The 15,957-nt window shown below is 69.4% G+C and carries 15 protein-coding genes; 9 read left to right on the forward strand and 6 right to left on the reverse strand.

The features are described from left to right. Positions 1-55: 55 nt before the first annotated feature. From ACZ47G_RS29775 to ACZ47G_RS29790, 4 genes are all read left to right on the forward strand, one after another. On the forward strand, positions 56-190 hold the full coding sequence (locus ACZ47G_RS29775) for a hypothetical protein (protein WP_465747901.1): 135 nt from the start codon (positions 56-58) through the stop codon (positions 188-190). A gap of 8 nt (positions 191-198) precedes the next feature. After that, a complete protein-coding gene (locus ACZ47G_RS29780; protein WP_465747903.1) occupies positions 199-825 on the forward strand; it encodes a hypothetical protein in 627 nt (208 codons plus the stop codon). Positions 826-1,183: 358 nt separating this feature from the next. Further along, positions 1,184-1,651: a hypothetical protein gene (locus ACZ47G_RS29785; protein ID WP_465747905.1), complete on the forward strand. Its 468-nt coding sequence runs from the start codon at positions 1,184-1,186 to the stop codon at positions 1,649-1,651. An 81-nt stretch (positions 1,652-1,732) separates the two neighbouring features. Continuing rightward, a protein-coding gene (locus tag ACZ47G_RS29790) for an IS5 family transposase (protein ID WP_465748140.1) occupies positions 1,733-2,541 on the forward strand; the annotation gives its coding sequence in 2 pieces (ribosomal slippage) (positions 1,733-2,072 and positions 2,072-2,541; 810 coding nt in all). Between the two features lie 212 nt (positions 2,542-2,753). On the opposite strand, the gene ACZ47G_RS29795 is transcribed toward ACZ47G_RS29790, so the two are convergent. From ACZ47G_RS29795 to ACZ47G_RS29810, 4 genes are all read right to left on the reverse strand, one after another. Continuing rightward, positions 2,754-4,058: a VRR-NUC domain-containing protein gene (locus ACZ47G_RS29795; RefSeq protein ID WP_465747907.1), complete on the reverse strand. Its 1,305-nt coding sequence runs from the start codon at positions 4,056-4,058 to the stop codon at positions 2,754-2,756. 868 nt (positions 4,059-4,926) lie between these two features. Beyond that, complete coding sequence (locus ACZ47G_RS29800; protein WP_465747909.1) at positions 4,927-5,463, reverse strand: hypothetical protein; 537 nt, start codon at positions 5,461-5,463, stop codon at positions 4,927-4,929. A gap of 460 nt (positions 5,464-5,923) precedes the next feature. Beyond that, positions 5,924-6,148: a hypothetical protein gene (locus ACZ47G_RS29805; RefSeq protein ID WP_465747911.1), complete on the reverse strand. Its 225-nt coding sequence runs from the start codon at positions 6,146-6,148 to the stop codon at positions 5,924-5,926. 283 nt (positions 6,149-6,431) lie between these two features. Next, on the reverse strand, positions 6,432-6,770 hold the full coding sequence (locus ACZ47G_RS29810) for a hypothetical protein (protein WP_465747913.1): 339 nt from the start codon (positions 6,768-6,770) through the stop codon (positions 6,432-6,434). A gap of 153 nt (positions 6,771-6,923) precedes the next feature. Here ACZ47G_RS29810 and ACZ47G_RS29815 point away from each other — a divergent pair, with 153 nt between their 5' ends. Beyond that, positions 6,924-7,418 (forward strand): hypothetical protein, encoded by a 495-nt coding sequence (locus tag ACZ47G_RS29815; RefSeq protein ID WP_465747915.1) that lies wholly within the window; start codon positions 6,924-6,926, stop codon positions 7,416-7,418. Between the two features lie 236 nt (positions 7,419-7,654). Next, complete coding sequence (locus ACZ47G_RS29820) at positions 7,655-9,241, forward strand: ISL3 family transposase (protein WP_465747917.1); 1,587 nt, start codon at positions 7,655-7,657, stop codon at positions 9,239-9,241. Positions 9,242-9,258: 17 nt separating this feature from the next. Here ACZ47G_RS29820 and ACZ47G_RS29825 read toward each other — a convergent pair whose 3' ends face one another. Together ACZ47G_RS29825 and ACZ47G_RS29830 are read right to left on the reverse strand one after the other, a co-directional pair. Then, positions 9,259-9,714 (reverse strand): helicase associated domain-containing protein, encoded by a 456-nt coding sequence (locus ACZ47G_RS29825; RefSeq protein WP_465747919.1) that lies wholly within the window; start codon positions 9,712-9,714, stop codon positions 9,259-9,261. Continuing rightward, on the reverse strand, positions 9,711-10,373 hold the full coding sequence (locus tag ACZ47G_RS29830; protein ID WP_465747921.1) for a hypothetical protein: 663 nt from the start codon (positions 10,371-10,373) through the stop codon (positions 9,711-9,713). Before ACZ47G_RS29830 ends, ACZ47G_RS29825 begins: the two co-directional genes overlap by 4 nt. 51 nt (positions 10,374-10,424) lie before the next feature. Between ACZ47G_RS29830 and ACZ47G_RS29835 the strand changes: the two genes are divergently transcribed. From ACZ47G_RS29835 to ACZ47G_RS29845, 3 genes are all read left to right on the forward strand, one after another. Beyond that, positions 10,425-10,586 (forward strand): hypothetical protein, encoded by a 162-nt coding sequence (locus ACZ47G_RS29835; protein ID WP_465747923.1) that lies wholly within the window; start codon positions 10,425-10,427, stop codon positions 10,584-10,586. A 49-nt stretch (positions 10,587-10,635) separates the two neighbouring features. Then, the gene (locus tag ACZ47G_RS29840) at positions 10,636-10,851 is read left to right on the forward strand and encodes a hypothetical protein (protein WP_465747925.1); all 216 of its coding nucleotides are present in this window, start codon (positions 10,636-10,638) and stop codon (positions 10,849-10,851) included. A gap of 685 nt (positions 10,852-11,536) precedes the next feature. After that, complete coding sequence (locus ACZ47G_RS29845; RefSeq protein ID WP_465747927.1) at positions 11,537-15,904, forward strand: LamG-like jellyroll fold domain-containing protein; 4,368 nt, start codon at positions 11,537-11,539, stop codon at positions 15,902-15,904. The last annotated feature ends 53 nt before the right edge of the window (positions 15,905-15,957 follow it).

Consider the following 15,957-nt stretch of genomic DNA (forward strand, 5'->3'; position numbering starts at 1 on the left):
CGGACATGACGACCCGCCGGCCGACCGCCCGGCGAGACCGAGGAGGGGTGCCGACATGGCGGACGGGAACGAGACCGGCGACACGGACTTGGACCAGGAGGTGCACTATCCGCCGGTCGAGAATGGGCTGGACTATCTAGTCAGCGTGGTCGAGCATCTGCAGGGCGAAAGGTCGACCGCCGCAACCTGAAGTACGCGGTGGTGCACCTGCAGGCCGCGGCCGAGTGCCTGCTCAAGTACCGGCTGGAAGCAGAACACTGGAGCCTGGTCTTCAAGAACCCCGGCGAAGCCAAGCGTCTCGAACTGGAGGACGGCAGCCTGACCAGTTGCACCGTCGAGCAGACGATCACCCGGCTGACCGACATTGCCGGGGTCGCCATCAGCGAGAAGGAGAAGACCAGGCTCAAGCAGTTGGCCAAGCTCCGCAACCAGCTCCAGCATTACGGCCGGCCCCACGACCCCAAGGTCAACCGGTTCCTGATCGAGGCGAACGCGGCCGATGTGCTGGAGTTCCTCGTCCACTTCGTGAACACCGAAGTGTTCCCCCACATCGCCCCGCCAGACGGTGAGATCGCGGGGAACCTGCGCCTCATCCGAGACGGACGCGACACGGTCCGCGGCTACGTCAGGGCGCGGATGCGCAGACTCGCTCCCGAGCTAGAGCCTGTGAAGTCCCGCACCGTCCAGTGCCCTGGCTGCGGCCAATTCGCCCTGGTCCTCGGGAACAAGGAAGAGGACCGCTGCCGGTACTGCCACTACCAGAGCGAGCCCCACGATGCGGCGTTCGCCTATGCGGGAAGGGTTCTCAACACCGGGAGGGAATAGGCAGTCGACGGCGGACCGTCGCCGGTGCGGTGGTGCCGGAAATGCGATACCCAGGCCCTGGTCATCGGTGCGGCTACCGCCTCCGAACCGGAGGCCGAGGTCTTGATCTGCTTCAACTGCAGCGAGCATTCCTCGGAAGTAGACGAGTGCGGCTACTGCGGTGCGCCCTTCCCGCCGAGCCCCGGCCAGGACGCCTGCGACGTCTGCATGGGCGGCGGGAAATGACCGACAACCGATGGGGAACGCCGCGATGACCACTGAGGACTTACTGACGGTTTCAAAATGATCTGCAGCTGCAGTCAAGGAAGATCATGATGTGAGAGCACGCTGATCCTCGCTAGCGAACGGAGCCGCATCGATGGCAGGGTCCCCTGGGGCATTTCAGTCGATCACGTTCGCGGTTTGGCGTGACCGTCCTCCCGCGCGGGACCGCGCCTCCAATCGGTACTACGTCACGCTGGCGGAACTCCTCGTACGCCTCGGGAGCTTTGGGCTCGGTCTCACTTGGAAGGTGCGGATCGACGATGCTCGACTGGTCACCAGGTTTGCCGAGATCGAGGAGGCCTCTTCCGGTGCCGGGATCAGCACCCTGGAGCTACTGGCCCTGGTCGCGCCGGGTGTTCAGTTTGTTGACGGGGACTTCGCGGGGTATGCAGGGGACGAGCTGAGGGTGGTGCTGCGGGAGTTCGACAGCACGAGTTGGGACCTCTGCACCGCGGATGCCTCGGTACTCCGGGAGATCCGCCAGCACTACCCGGACGCGGTGCCGACTCCTGAGGATGTTCTCCAGGAGATCCCCTGGCCGACCACCCGGCGGAAGACGTGATCCAACGCTCCTACTGATCGTTCCTGGGCGAGTTGAGCTGTGGGTCTTGCGCTCGGCGATCTTGATCTGCAGGGTGTCCAGGTGCGCGCTGATCTTGTTCCGAACGACCTGTGGGAGCGGGTGGCTCCGCTGCTGCCACCTTCTCCCGAACGACGCCACCGCCATCCCGGACGACTTCGCATCCCGGACAGGGCGGCTCTCGCCGGCATCATGTACGTGCTACGGACCGGCGTTGCCTGGCGCGACGTCCCTACCGAGACCGTGGGCTGTTCCGGGGTCACGGCCTGGCGCCGGCTGCGGGACTGGACCAAAGCAGGCGTCTGGCCCCGCCTGCACGCCGCCCTGCTGACCGAACTGCGCAGCGCGGGCTCGCTGGACCTGGACGACTGCGCCGTGGACGGCTCGCATGTCCGGGCCCTCAAAGGGGGGACCATGTCGGCCCCTCGCCCGTCGACCGCGCCCGTCCGGGCTCCAAGCACCACCTGATCGTCGACCGCCACGGAACCCCGCTCGCTGTCACGCTCACCGGCGGCAACCGCCACGACGTTACCCAGCTCCTGCCGCTTCTCGACGCGATCCCGTCGATCCGAGGCCTACGGGGACGCCCTCGGCGCAAGCCCCGGCGCCTCTACGCCGACCGTGGCTACGACTTCGACAAGTACCGCCGCCTGCTGTGGAAGCGCGGCATCAAACCGCTGATCGCCCGACGCGGCATCGCCCACGGGTCCGGACTGGGCAAGGTGCGCTGGGTCATAGAGCGCGCTTTCGCCTGGCTGCACCAGTTCAAGCGACTCCGCATCCGCTACGAGCGGCGCGCCGACCTTCACCAGGGTCTCCTCGAACTCGCCTGCAGCATCATCTGCCTGCGACGACTCCGAGCGGCATTCTGAAACGATCAGTTACCCACGCCGTAGCGTCTGAGTAGCCCGATCGCGAGGGATCCATGGGAACCGACGCGCGGTCCATGGTGACCAGGAGGATCGACGGCTCAGGTTCCCGGCTCATCCCCGCATCATGCACCGGCAGCCCGACAGACGAGACGGTGTTTGGCCGCGATGAGCATGTCGCCGGGCGTGCCCTGGCGGCATCTGCGTGTACCGACTCAGGGACGGGTGAGGACTTGCGTCTTGTGGACTTTCGCAATCCTAAAGGAGAGCTTCAGGATGTTGCTGTTGTTCGTCATCCACGCGCGTTGGTCCTCGCTGAGCCTGTCACTGCTCGACTTCACCTCGACGAAGTCGACATCTGGGCTCATGCGTTCGGTGCTGCGCCATGACACCAGGTCGGGCCAGCCGAGGTAGCGGCCCCAGTAGTCGTCCGCGAGGAAGCGCAAGATCGCCTTGATCCGCCCGGGGCCCAGGATCTCAATGAGCCTGCGGCCGCGTTCGGTATCCGTACCCGCGTACGCCCACAAGTACTGCTTGAGGTCCTCGGCATGAGGCGTCCAATAGTCGAACACCCACAGCAATTCGTCCGTCGTGGAGGGGAGCCAGTCGAGGTGCTCCTGAAGGGCGTCGGCGCGGCGAATGGCATGGGCGGGGCTGCCGAAGTCCTCCGGCAGCATCGTCCAAATGAGTTCGCTCGAGCCGTCGTCGGTGGGTGCACCTCTGCCGAACCCGGCTGGGCGGCCACGGGGGTCCGCGGGGTCCTGCACCCACAGCCACATGAGGGTGGCGTAAAGAGCGTGGAACGGCCGACTCTCACAGAGCATGACCTCACGCCCGGCGCCTCGTAGGTGCTGGGCCACGAACTCCTCGACGCTCACTGCGGATCCGACGTCCTTCGCGTCGACCGGTAGGACCTCTACATGTCCGATCGTTGGTGTGAGGTAACAGGCATGGTAGTCGTCGGTCTCCACACGGCATGCCGCGAGGAGGTCTGCGTCCGATTGCCTCGTGAAGTCATACTTGGGGTTCGTCGCGTGCTGGTCCTTCACGTCCGCGATGACGGCCCGCTCGAGGGATCTGTACTGATCGCTGTGTTCACGCGCGAGGGCCATAACCGTTGACTGTCCGTCAGGACTGCACAGGGGCAGTCCTTGTGCTCGCAGCCACTGGATGAACCGGCGGTTCGTCTCCTTATAGATTTCCCGCCAGTAGTACCGCTGGACCAGACTCGCGGCCCCGCGGTGCGGCTTCCTCGGCGCGGCCGGAGGCACCTCACTCCGGCACTCGGGGCAGACGCGGTCTGTCAGTGGGTTGGTGACACGCACCTCGAAACGCTGCGCGTCCACACTCCGCATGGCTTGATGCGGAAGAACGTGGACGGCGATCTCCCGATCGCACAAGCAGGTGAGAACGGCCTGACAATCCCGGCACTCGTACTTCCGCACCTGCTCATACAGATTGATCACCACCAACGACCGATGCCGACAGGTCGCGTGCTTGCCACCCTCCAACTGCTCCATGCTCCGCTGCCAATCGTGCTTGATCCAGGTCGGTCCGCCCTGGGAAGAGAACAGCCTGCTGGGCCCCATCGTCACTCCTGCAAGGACAAGAGAGAAACCTCAGTGCCCGTCCCTGCTTCGCCCCGGCCAATCGCGCAGGTCAGATCCGTCGAAACACACATCTCTGCTGGCAGACCAGGATGACGAGGCCCTCAACGATGAACCAGGCGACGGTCATTCCGGACTCGGCCGCGACCTGGCCGAGCGCCTAGGCGAAGTGGCTCTTTCCGGTAGCGGACGGCCCGCAGTCAGGGAAGCTCATCGGCCCCTCAAGGGATTTGAGGCATCCGGAGCCGGCTGCGGGAGACCCGCACCGGAGCCGGGATGGCACGACCGCCGTCCGCGCCCAGCTGTCAGCCCGCTCGGGCAGACGATGCCACGGATGTGCGGCGCGCCGGCCGACTCCTCACGGCTACATGGGACTGCTTCAACGACAACCCGCGAAGCAGCGATCTGTACTGATCGGCCACCTGAGTGCGGAGATGGCGCTCTCGATCGGCACGACGACGGCTTCTCACGGGCCTCCTGGGAGGGTGCAAACCCGCCGGGCATCGTGCAGGATTCCACCAGCTGAGCAGCCATCAGCCGCTCGCCGGGAACCGCAGTCCATCGTGCAGGCAGCCCCGGCCCCGGCCAACACGAGCCCTGAGCTGCGAGAACACGGAAGATATCAAGAGGAATTCCGGCGATACCTCCGAACTTCCAATCTAATGACCGAACATGAAGCTCAAGGCCCTTCCACCCTCGGACCTGAAGGGCCCGCCACGTAGTTTGCGCAGGTCAAATGGCATGCCGAAGACAGTCCAAGTTTCCATGCCAATCAACGGGCTCACAGGCGAAAGCAACTCCTCTCACGGATCAGGACCGCAAACTCACACTTCGTGCCGTCCGTGAGTGTGGTGGTGAAGGAGGCGCAGCGCTTCGCGGTACCGCGGATGGCGTCCATGACCTCGGCCGCTCGGCCGGGCGTGTAGCGGTCGAGCGACTCCCGGCCGAACCAGCCGTCGCCCTCGTCGCCGGTCGGTGTCCGTTCCAGGGTCACCGCCACGTTCTCCAAGGGTGGGGCGTGGGTCGTCATGAAAGAGTCGACCTCGAGTTCGTCGCACCGAAGCGAGGCGATGGGGATGGGGATGGGGATGGGCGTGGCCGAAGCGGCGGTCGACGTCGGGTCGACCTCCACCTTGTTCAGCCGGAACCCTGGGGGAAGCCGCTCCTGGGTCAGCAGGCCCTCGCGCAGGCTCTTGGGCGCAGGCACCGGGGTGAAGGCCGCGGCGGCCTCCGGCCCGGCCTTCTGGTCGGCCGTGCAGGCCGGCACGCCGAGAACCGCCAAAACAATCCCCGCCACCGCGCAGTGACGTGTGCGCACTGATCCCACCCCCAGGATTCGTGATCGCCACGTACTCTCCCACATAGGCCCTTCCGGGCTCTCACGTCCTCGGGCATGAACGGGCATAAGAGCCGCACCGGGGCCGCACTCACCCGATGGCCGTGTCCCTCCAGCCGGTGCACGAGGGGCAGTCGTGGTCGGCCTCGTCTCCAGCGTCGGCGCGGCCGAAGGCCCGCCAAGGCGGCGTGGCCAACTGCCGACCGGGCGCCAGCCACCCCCGGCCCAACCGGCGCGTACAGGGCTCTCATCCAGACTGCAGGAATCTCCACTACTTCTCACGTGATCCGTATGTTCTCAACCAAGCACCAAAACCCGCAGGTCACATCACCCTGATATCCAGTCGGCAACACCCCCGCACAACCGGCCCCGCCCCGACGCCCCACCACGGCCCGGACCTTCTCAACCAATCCATCAACCCCCAGCCCGAAAACAAGGCTGCTCAGCCGATCACCGATCCGCCACACTTGCGGCCGGCGGGCCAGCGGGAGCCGCGGGCGTGGCAGCGTACGGCTCTGGGAGGCACGTTCAGGAGGGCTGCGAGCAGGCGGATCGCCCGCTGGGTGGTCTCGTCCGGGCTGAACCGGTAGTCCATGCTCAGCGGGCCGTCGGCGTACTGCTCCAGCAGCGCCAGGAGCCGTGTCTGGACGGTGCGCAGTTCTGCCACCGGGCAGTTTGCCCCAGCTGTCGGCGGCGTGGGCCTGGCAGGGCGCTGGGGGCTTCTTCTTCGTCGTCATGGCGGCCACCCTGGCCGAGGCTGGCTGTGGACAGCGGTGCTGACGACGCAGCAGCGCGCCCCAGCCGGTGACCTCCGGCTGGGGCGCGTGCAACAAGGGCTGCGGGCTCCCAAGGGCCCGTGCGGTCGGTCAGAACTGGCTGCGCCGTACGACGGGACGGGCGGGCCGGGCCTGCTCGGTGTCGCGCAGTGCGAAGGCGGCGGTGCGGGTGCGCTACAGCCAGCTCGTGCCCTGGCGCAGCGTTTCGGGGTCGAGGTGGCGGGTGAGGTCGCGGACGGCCTGGTGGTCGTCGTCGGTGAACGTGTGGAGGCCGGCGCGGTCGAGGGCGTCGAGGGCGGTGTAGAGGGGCTGGGCTGCGGGGCCGGCGAGGCGGCGGTGGGCGGCGTCGGTGGTCTGGCGGGCCTGGTGGGCGGCCTCGCGGGCGCATTCGGCGACGTCCTGACGGTGGCGCTCACGGCGCAGTGCGTACTGGAGGGCGGTGTCGTGGTCGGGGTCGTAGCGCTCGGCCCTGCTCTCGGCGGAGTGGTCGCGTACGCGCTGCCACTCGGCCAAGGCGGTGGCTGCGGTGGCGTGGGCGGCCTCGTCTCCGGCGTCGGCGTACCGGTCGGCGGCGCGCTCGTCCTCCCGGGTGGCCGCCGGGTGGACGGGCCGCGGTTCGGTTAGCGTCGGCTGCGGAGGACCGGACGGGTACTGGAGGTCGGTGGCATGGCAACGACGACGCCCTTGCGGCTGGTGGACGAATGGCGTCGAGCTGCAGACCGCCACCTGACACCGACCAAGCGATCGCTGGTGGTGATGTGGGCGTCCTTCGGTGCCACCTTCGGCACGGTGCGGTTCATCACGCACGGGATCAGGGGCGGCTGGCTGCCCTGGGGGAACGTGTCAGCCGACGGGAAGCACCTGCACCACTACAACGTCGGCATCGCGGCGCTGGCCGGGGTCGGCCTGGTGGCCGTCCGGGGCGACGAGCAGGCGGTCGGCCACCCGGGGGTGGCCGCCGTCTACGGCGCGGGCGCCGCTCTGATCACCGACGAGTTCGCGCTGCTGCTGGACCTGCAGGACGTCTACTGGGCCAAACAGGGCCGGGTGAGCGTCGACGTCTCGTTCGGCGTGCTCGCCGCGCTCGGCGGCTACCTGGCGGCCGCGCCGTTCTGGCACGAGATCGTCCGAACCACCCACCGCCGGCTGACGTCCGGCTAACGTCCCGCCTGGTCGCGCTTGCGCGTACCAGGACACCTTCGGCTGCTGGGTGGTGGTCACTCGTCTCCTTCCGGGGAGCGGGCCGTCCCGGCCCGGGCAGGCCGGGACGGCGGGCGTTCGTCGGTGGGTCAGCCGGTGATGATGGCGATCCCTGAAAACGGCTCTGACCGGAGTTCCGTGAAAGGCCAGGTCATCGGCGTGAATGCAGGATCGTTTCCCTGCGGGATGACCTTCGCGTGGTCCTCCACTCGATCGAAGATGTGCTGTTCCCCGGAGTCGATATCGAACTGGAGCGGCTGACCGCCGACCAGGGCCTTCTGCTGGTGGAGGTGGCCGCCTGCGGCCCGCCGACCCGGTGCCCGGGCTGTGAAAGTGCCGGCAAGCGAGTCCACTCCACCTACTGGCGCACGCTGGCCGAACGACCGCTTGTCGGAAGGAGGTTGGCTATACGGCTGCGTGTGCGCCGGTTCTTCTGCGACCGCAGCCGTTGTCCCCGACGGACGTTCGTCGAGCAGGTCCGGGGGCTGAGCGAGCGCCACGTGCGCTCCAGCGTCGGGCTGAAGCAGTGGCTGCGGGCCGTCGCTGTCGAGCTGGGCGGCCGGGCCGGCGAGCGGATGTGCCGCAAGCTCAGCATCGCGGCGGGCCGCACCCGCCTGCTGGAGCTGCTGGAAGCCCCCGACGTGCCCGAGCGGGCGCCACGGGTGCTCGGGGTCGACGAGTTCGCCTTCCGCAAGGGCCGCACCTACGGCACCGTGCTCGTGGACGTCGAGACGGGCCGGGTGGTGGACGTGCTTCCGGACCGGACCTCGGAGACCTTCGCCGCCTGGCTGCGAGAGCACCCCGGCGCGGAGATCATCTGCCGCGACCGGGCCACTGCCTACACCCGGGCGGTCAAGGAGGCCGCGCCGGAGGCGACCGAGGTCGCGGATCGCTGGCATCTGCTGCAGAACCTGTCGTCCGCGGTGGAGAAGACGTGCCACCAGCACCGCTCCTGCCTGCGCAAACGCGCTGAGCAGGAGGACCCGCCCGAACCGCCGGCGATCGACCTGCCGCTGGCCCAGCTGCCCCGCACGCCGCTCGTCGAGCGGACCCGGGACCGGTATGCGGACGTGCACCGGCTGCTGGACCAGAAGTGGACGATCAGCGCCATCGCCCGCCACCTCGGTCTGGACCGCAAGACCGTCCGCAAGTTCAAGACTACCCCGCTGGACGAACTCCTCGCCTCCGCCCGGGACTTCGGAGCCGGCAAACAAGGGCTGATCGACCCGTTCAAGCCCTACCTGAACAGCCGGTTCACCGCCGGATGCACCAGCGGCCAGCAGTTGTTCCGGGAGATCTGCGAACGCGGCTACCAGGGCAGCGTCCAGGTGGTCCGCCGCCACGTCGCGTCCCTGCGCGAGGGGACGGCCGAACCGGTCCGCGCGGACATCCCCAGCCCCCGCCGGATCACCTCATGGATCATGCGACCGACCGGAACGCTCACCGATCACGAACAGGAGAAGCTGCTGAGCGTCCGGATCGCCTGCCCGGACATTGCCCGGGCCTACGACCTGGCCCGATGCTTCCACGACCTCATGACAAACCGACTCGGCAGCCTTCTGCCGGAGTGGATCCGAGAGGCCGAGCAGGACGCCCCCGCGCCCGTCCGTTCGTTCGCCGGCTTCCTCCGCCAGGACCTCGACGCCGTCATCGCCGGCCTCTCCCTCGAATGGAGCTCCGGCAAGGTCGAAGGCAACGTAAACCGGATCAAAACGCTCAAGAGAGCCATGTACGGCCGAGCCTCGTTCCGACTCCTGCGGACACGGATCCTGACCCGACCATGAGTTTCACGAAACTCCGGTCAGAGCCGTTTTCGCGGATCCTCATCAGTGACGGTCTCGGCGTGCCGGGTGAGCGCGTCCAGGAGCGCGGCCTGCTGGTCGGTCAGCTTCCCCTCGGTGCGGGCCTTGTCCTGCTTGCGCAGCCACGTGCCGGGGCGGAAGGCCGGGTCCGCCTCGCCGCCGGTGCGGTTCGCCGGGCCCTCCAGGGTGCCGCCAGCGGCGAGGTAGGCGAGCAGGCGCCGGTACGACCTGTTCCAGTCCGGCTCCAGACGCCACAGCTCGTCCAGCGCGTCGAGCTTGGCGACCTGGTCGAGGCTGAGGCCCGCGGCCTTGCGCTGGCGGCGCATCCAGGCGCCCACCGCGTAGTCGTCGAGCTTGGTGATCGCCGGGATCGCCAGGTGGCCGCGCCGGCGGTGGAACGCGGCAGCGTACGCGGCCCCGCGTTCCCAGGCGCCTGCGTTCTTCGACCAGATCATGCCGAGTGCGTCGAGTTCGGTGATACGGGTGGGAGCGAGTTCGCCATGATCCAGGCCATCAGGGGGCCGTCGTGGTCGGGGTCGGTGGGGTCCAGATGGTGGTGCGCGGCGTGGAAGGCGGCTGCTGCGGCGTACATGCGTTCCCATTCGCGCCAACGCGTGCCCGCTTCCTGGAGTCGGCGGCGCCGGTGGACTGCGCCGGCCAGGTGCGGGGGCACGTCGGGGATGTCGACGAAGGCCGTCCAGTCGGGGCCGTCCGGCAGCGCTCCGGGGAAGGCGTAGCGCGTTGGGCGCTTGGTGGGGTGGGAGTGCTGGGGCGGGCGCAGTCGGCAGTGTTCGGCGTTCTGCAGCAGGGGTGCCAGGGCGTGGTCGGGTGGGGTGAGGAGGCGGGTTCCGGCGGTGGCGAGGTTCAGGTAGTGGGCGGCGGCGTCCAGCAAGGGACGGGCCCAGGAAGGGAGTTCGTAGGTGGCGCAGCGGGCGGGAGTTCGGCCACGGGGCGTGGAGGGTGAGGGTGGGGTGGGGCGGTAGTCGGCCGGGGTGGCGGTCGCGAGGCGCTGGAAGGACCTGCCGGTGACGAGGGCGGTGGCGAGCGCTCCCGGGGTTTTGCCTTCACCGACAACCTCACCGCAGTCGCCGGGTGCGCCGCCGAACACGGCCACGCCTGCCCGCCCAACGAGGCCGTGTGGAACGGCCGGCCGGTCGGCACCATCATGAAGAACCTGCACACCGCCCGCGCCACCGCCCCCGCCCACCCGTCCGGCGAGCTCGACCTCGCCCTGATGGCCGGCGGCTTGACCGACGAGGAGGGCGGCAGCGAGGCGCTCGGCAGCGCCGGCTGCTGCCCCACCCGGGCCACTGGCGGCCGCTGCTGACGGCCGAACCACCTCCACCAATCCCGAAATCCGCGACGGAAGGAACGCCATGAGCAACGAGGACACGGTCCCGCCGACGCCGACGCCGACGCCGCCGACGCGCGGGCCGAGGCCGTCCGGATCGCCGCTGCCCTGCGCCGCGCCGTCGGCCGAGCCCGACCTGCCGTGCAACGGCAGCATGGAGGCCGAGACCCGCTGGCTGGGGCAGATCCCCCAGGCCCTGTGGTCCCTGCCGCCGCTGCCCGCCGGCCCTGCGACCGACTGAGACCCGGAGGCGGCGCCTTCCCGGCCGAATCCCGCGCCGAAAACCATGTTCGGCAGTCCGAAACCCCGCGATTCAGACAACTGCACGACGGCCAAGCCTAGTTATTCCGACACAACGAACCGACGATCCAACAGTTCGCGGAGAGGATTTCTTCCACCGAAGGCACTCCGCCCGCAGCCGCCGGGCCCGGTAACCGGCCTCCCCACCACCGACGTCCCGTTCTCGGGGCACGGCCGTAGCTCACCCGCGGTCCGCAGTGCCCCCCAGGGAGCGCCGCCCCGACCGCTACACCCTCGGCGACCAGCACCGACAACCCCGAGTGCCATCCACTCGGGCGCCACGTCAAGGCCGCCGGCCACCGTTCGCCACCGCCACCGCCACCGCCACCGCCACCGCCACCGCCACCGCCACCCGATGACCGGAACCGGAACCCGATGACCGGAACCGCTCTACGAAGTTTCTTCGTAGATGTGAATTCCGCCACAGTGCACCCAATTGGTTTGTCCGGTTTTACCTGAGCTGCTCCCGCTCTGCTGAGACATCGCCATGCGCACGCACCCGCGCGGATTTCCCGTGGACTTTTGACACCTGATTAAACGTCCATGAAAATCCGCTCAAACTTTGCCCATATTTCGGAAGTCGGAGCTTACGCACAGTGAGAACAGCAGCAAGACGGTCGGGCAGCGTGATCGCCGCGGCACTCGCCGCGGTCGCCCTGGCCGCCACCGCGGTGGTTCCGGCGGCCGCCGCGACCGGTGGAACACCACCGCCCGGCGTGACGGATGCCCAGGACACCCCCGAGACCCTGGCCGTCAAGGAAGCCACCCGCACCGGCAAGCCGGTCGAGGTGCTCGCCAAGCGCAGCGAGACCAGTGACACCGTCGCCCAGGCCGACGGCAAGCTGAAGACCACCACCTACGTCCAGCCCAAGCGGGTGCGCAAGAACGGCGCGTGGGTGGACCTCGACCCCACGCTGCAGTCGCTGCCCGACGGCACGGTCGCCCCCAAGGGGTCCACCGCCGACCTCAGGTTCTCCGGCGGCGGCAGCGAACCGCTGGTCACGATGGCCCGGGCCGGAAAGGAGCTGAAGCTCAGCTGGCCGAAGCCGCTGCCCAAGCCGAAGATCAACGGCGCGAGCGCCGAGTACACGTCGATCCTGCCCGACGTGGACCTGCGGCTGTCCGCCACCAAGACCGGGTTCACCCAGGTCATCGTGGTGCACACCCCCGAGGCCGCCAAGAACCCCGAGCTGGAGCAGCTCCGGCTCGGCCTGCGGGGCACCGGCCTGACGGTCAGCCAGGAGTCGGACGGCACCCTCAGGGCGAAGGACCCGTCCGGCGGCGGCACCGTCTTCGAGGCGCCCGTCCCGGTGATGTGGGACTCCTCCAAGCCGGCCACCGTCACGCCGAGCGCCCCCGCGAGTGCCCCGGTGAACGCGCCGGCCGCCGCCCCGAAGTCGTTCAAGGCCGCCCCGCAGGCGGCGCCGCAGGCCGAGGCCCCGGCTGCCCCCACGCAGAACAGCCCCGCCGCCGGTCCGGCCGATCCCGCCGCCGCCGGCCTGGGCGACCTGCCGGGCGAGGGCGCCAAGATGACCCGGCTCAAGGTCGACCTGCCCAAGGGCACCCTGGTGCTCTCGCCCGACCAGGGCATGCTGGACGCGCCGGACACCGTCTACCCGGTGATGATCGACCCGGCGTGGAACACCCCCCACGCCGGCGACTGGGCGGGCGTCTCGCGCACCTACCCGAACCAGGCTTACTGGCACTTCACGTACAACAGCAACTACGTCCACGACTGGGGCGTCGGCTACTGCGGCGACACCTCGCGGTGCGCGCCGACCGACGTGAAGCGGGCCTTCTTCCAGGTGCCCAACCCGTTCGTCGGCAAGCAGATCCTCGCCGCCACCTTCGGCACCTACGAGAGCTGGTCGTACTCCTGCGACGCCCGGCCCGTCGAGCTGTGGAACACCGGCTACATCTCCCCCGGCCTGAACTGGAACGCCCAGAACGCCTCCGGGTTCTGGAGCCGCTACCTGCAGACCATCAACACCGCCAAGGGCTGGAGCGGCAGCTGCCCCGGCGGCTGGCTGGAGTACGGCCAGGACGGCGCGGTGCGCAACCTCGTCCAGGACGCCGCCAACTGGGGCTGGCCGACCATCAGCTTCGGCCTGAAGGCCCAGAACGAGGGTGACACCCTCGCCTGGAAGCGCTTCACCGACGACGCCTACCTGTCGGTGTACTACAACCTGCGGCCCAACCAGATCCCGATGTCCGACATGACGATGTCGCCGGGCTCGGTCTGCCAGTACCCGGGCATCAGGATCAACAAGATGCCCCAGGTCACCACCCGGGCCAGCGACCCGGACGGCGAGGCCATCGGCGTGCAGTTCGCGGTCGGCTGGGACGACGGCACCGGTCTGCGCCGGCGCTGGTGGTCCACCGGCTCGGAGGACGCCGCGCCGGGGTCCGACACCTTCAAGGCCTCGGGCTCGATATTCTCCTGGCCGCTGCCGACCGGCCTGCCGCAGAACCTCCAGCTCGACTGGGAGGCCCGCGCCTGGGACGGCGCCCAGTGGGGGCCGTGGTCCTCCGACGGTGACCCGACCGGCTGCTACTTCATCGTCGACACCTCCGCCCCGGACGGCCCTGCGATCACCTCGGACGCCTACCCGGGCTCCAAGGACGCCTCCGCGGCGCTCCCCTGGACCGACGGCGTCGGCAAGAACGGCCTGTTCACCCTGAAGTCCGCCGCCACCGACGTGGTCAAGTACCAGTGGGGCCTGGACACCTCGCCGTCCGCGGCGAACGAGGTCGCCACCAGCGGCGGTGCCGGGCAGACGATCCGCATCCAGCCGCAGACCGCCGGGGTGCACTTCCTCTCCGCCCGCGCCGTCGACGGATCGGGCAACGCCTCGCAGCCCGAGACGTACTACTTCAACGTGCTCTCCGGACAGACCCAGCGCACCGGCTGGTCGATGGACGACGCGAGCGGCACCAGCGTCACCGGCACCGGCGGCAGCGTCGAGGCCACCCTCGGCTCCGGTGCCACCCCGGGCGCGGCCGGCCACCTCGGCGAGGCCCTCGCCCTGGACGGCACCCCCAACGGGTACGCCGAGACCCAGGGCGACGTGCTGGACACCACGCGCGGCTTCACCGTCTCCGCCTGGGTCAACCTCACCGGCGACACCACCCGCAACCGGGTCGCGGTCAGTGAGAGCGGCAACTGGGCCGCACGCTTCGCCCTCGGCCTGATGAGCGGCAAGTGGGCGATGTGGACCTCCAGCCAGGACACCAACGCCGTCTACACGCTGGAGGTGGCCTCCTCGGACGTCCCGGTGGTGCTCAACCAGTGGACCCACCTGACGGGCGTCTACGACCCGGTGGCCAGGACCAGCACCCTGTACGTCAACGGCGTGCCCGGCACCCCGGTGGCCGTCACCGCCGCCTGGGACGCGCGCGGCCCGCTGGAGTTCGGCCGCTCCAAGTGGCACGGCAGCATGACCGACCCGTGGAAGGGCTCGGTCGACGAGGTCCGGCTCTGGGACCGCAACCTGGGCAAGGCCGAGGCCGCCGACGTGGCCGCCGACAAGCAGCTCGCCACCGGCCGCCCCGCCAAGGCGGTCTGGCACCTGGACGGCAGCGACGCCAAGCCGGTCGGCACCGCCGAGACCGACAACCTGACCGCCTACAGCGGCGTCGCCCTCGGCCGGCCGGGCATCGCCGACAAGGCGGTCCACCTGGACGGTGTGGACGACTACCTGCGCGGGACCCGCCCGCAGGTGGACGGAAGCCGGGACTTCTCGGTCTCCGCCTGGGTGAAGCTGCCCGCGCCCGCCGCCAACGACACCACCGCGAAGATCGCCGTCTCCCAGATCGGCCAGCACAACAGCGAGTTCTCGCTGTACTACTCCACCTACTGGAAGCGCTGGGCCTTCGGCCGCTACAAGGAGGACACCTCCGCCGACACCCTGGTCCGCACCTGGCAGCCCGACTGCACCCCGGGCACCCAGATCAACGGCGTGCCCTGCTTCGCCGGCACCACCGGCGAGTGGACCCACCTGCTGGGCGTCTCCGACACCGCCGCCAAGAAGCTGCGCTTCTACATCAACGGCTTCCTGGTCGGCGAGTCCGACTACACCCAGAACGCGCCGTGGGCCAACCCCGGCCCGATCCAGATCGGTGCCGTCAACCGCGAGGGCGTCAACGGCGAGTTCTTCGGCGGCGACATCGACGACGTGCGGCTCTACGACCGGGTCGTCACCGGCCCCGAGGCCAGTGCCATGGTGCAGCAGCGCCCGCAGCTGGCCGGCCGCTGGAAGCTCTCCTCGGCCACCGGCACCCCGGCCGTCACCCCCGACGAGGGCCCGGCCAAGGCCGGCGCCCAGCTCGGCGGCGGCGCCTCGATCAAGGCCGACGGCGGCCTGCTGCCCGCCCCCGGCACCCTGCTGCTGGACGGCTCCACCGGCTACGCGGCCACCGGCTCCGTCCCGCTGCACACCGGCCAGAGCTTCACCCTGGCCGGCTGGGCGAACACCGCGGGCGTCCCGACCCGGGACATGACGGTGCTGTCCGTGGCCGGCGCCAACAACAGCGCGGTCACCCTGCGCTGGCACGCCCTGGGCACGGACGCCAACGGCCAGCCGACCGGCCAGTGGCAGGCCGAGGTGCGCGACTCCGACGCCACCGGCGCCGTCCGCACCCTGACCGCTCACACCCCGGCCACCTCCGTCCTCGAGAACTGGACGCACCTGGCGGTCAGCTACGACGCCTTCGCGGACCGGCTCGCCCTGTACGTCGGCGGCCAGATCGAGAACCAGGGCTGCCCGGACGGCTCGGCCGGCTGCACCCCGCACATCTCCTGGACCGGCGCCCCGCAGCCCTACGAGGCCACGGGCGGCGTGCAGTTCGGCCGGAACAGGTCGGCCGGCGCCTGGGGCGAGTACTTCTCCGGTGAGCTGGACGACGTCTGGCTGTACCAGGGCGTGCTGAGCCCCGCACAGATCGCCAAGCTCGCCGACTACAACGTCGAGCTGAACACCTCCACCGGCGTCTGATCTCCCCGACTTCCGTGGGCCGGGCGGCTTCCTGCCGCCCGGCCCACGGTCCG

Source organism: Kitasatospora sp. NPDC030952, from assembly GCF_055571335.1.

What these genes read in the sequence shown, in the direction of transcription:
- ACZ47G_RS29775 (WP_465747901.1), top strand. Translation starts at nt 56, where the DNA reads ATGGCGGACGGGAACGAGACCGGCGACACGGACTTGGACCAGGAGGTG.
- ACZ47G_RS29785 (WP_465747905.1), top strand. Translation starts at nt 1,184, where the DNA reads ATGGCAGGGTCCCCTGGGGCATTTCAGTCGATCACGTTCGCGGTTTGG.
- ACZ47G_RS29795 (WP_465747907.1), bottom strand. Translation starts at nt 4,058, where the DNA reads ATGGAGCAGTTGGAGGGTGGCAAGCACGCGACCTGTCGGCATCGGTCG.
- ACZ47G_RS29815 (WP_465747915.1), top strand. Translation starts at nt 6,924, where the DNA reads ATGGCAACGACGACGCCCTTGCGGCTGGTGGACGAATGGCGTCGAGCT.
- ACZ47G_RS29825 (WP_465747919.1), bottom strand. Translation starts at nt 9,714, where the DNA reads ATGATCTGGTCGAAGAACGCAGGCGCCTGGGAACGCGGGGCCGCGTAC.
- ACZ47G_RS29835 (WP_465747923.1), top strand. Translation starts at nt 10,425, where the DNA reads ATGAAGAACCTGCACACCGCCCGCGCCACCGCCCCCGCCCACCCGTCC.
- ACZ47G_RS29840 (WP_465747925.1), top strand. Translation starts at nt 10,636, where the DNA reads ATGAGCAACGAGGACACGGTCCCGCCGACGCCGACGCCGACGCCGCCG.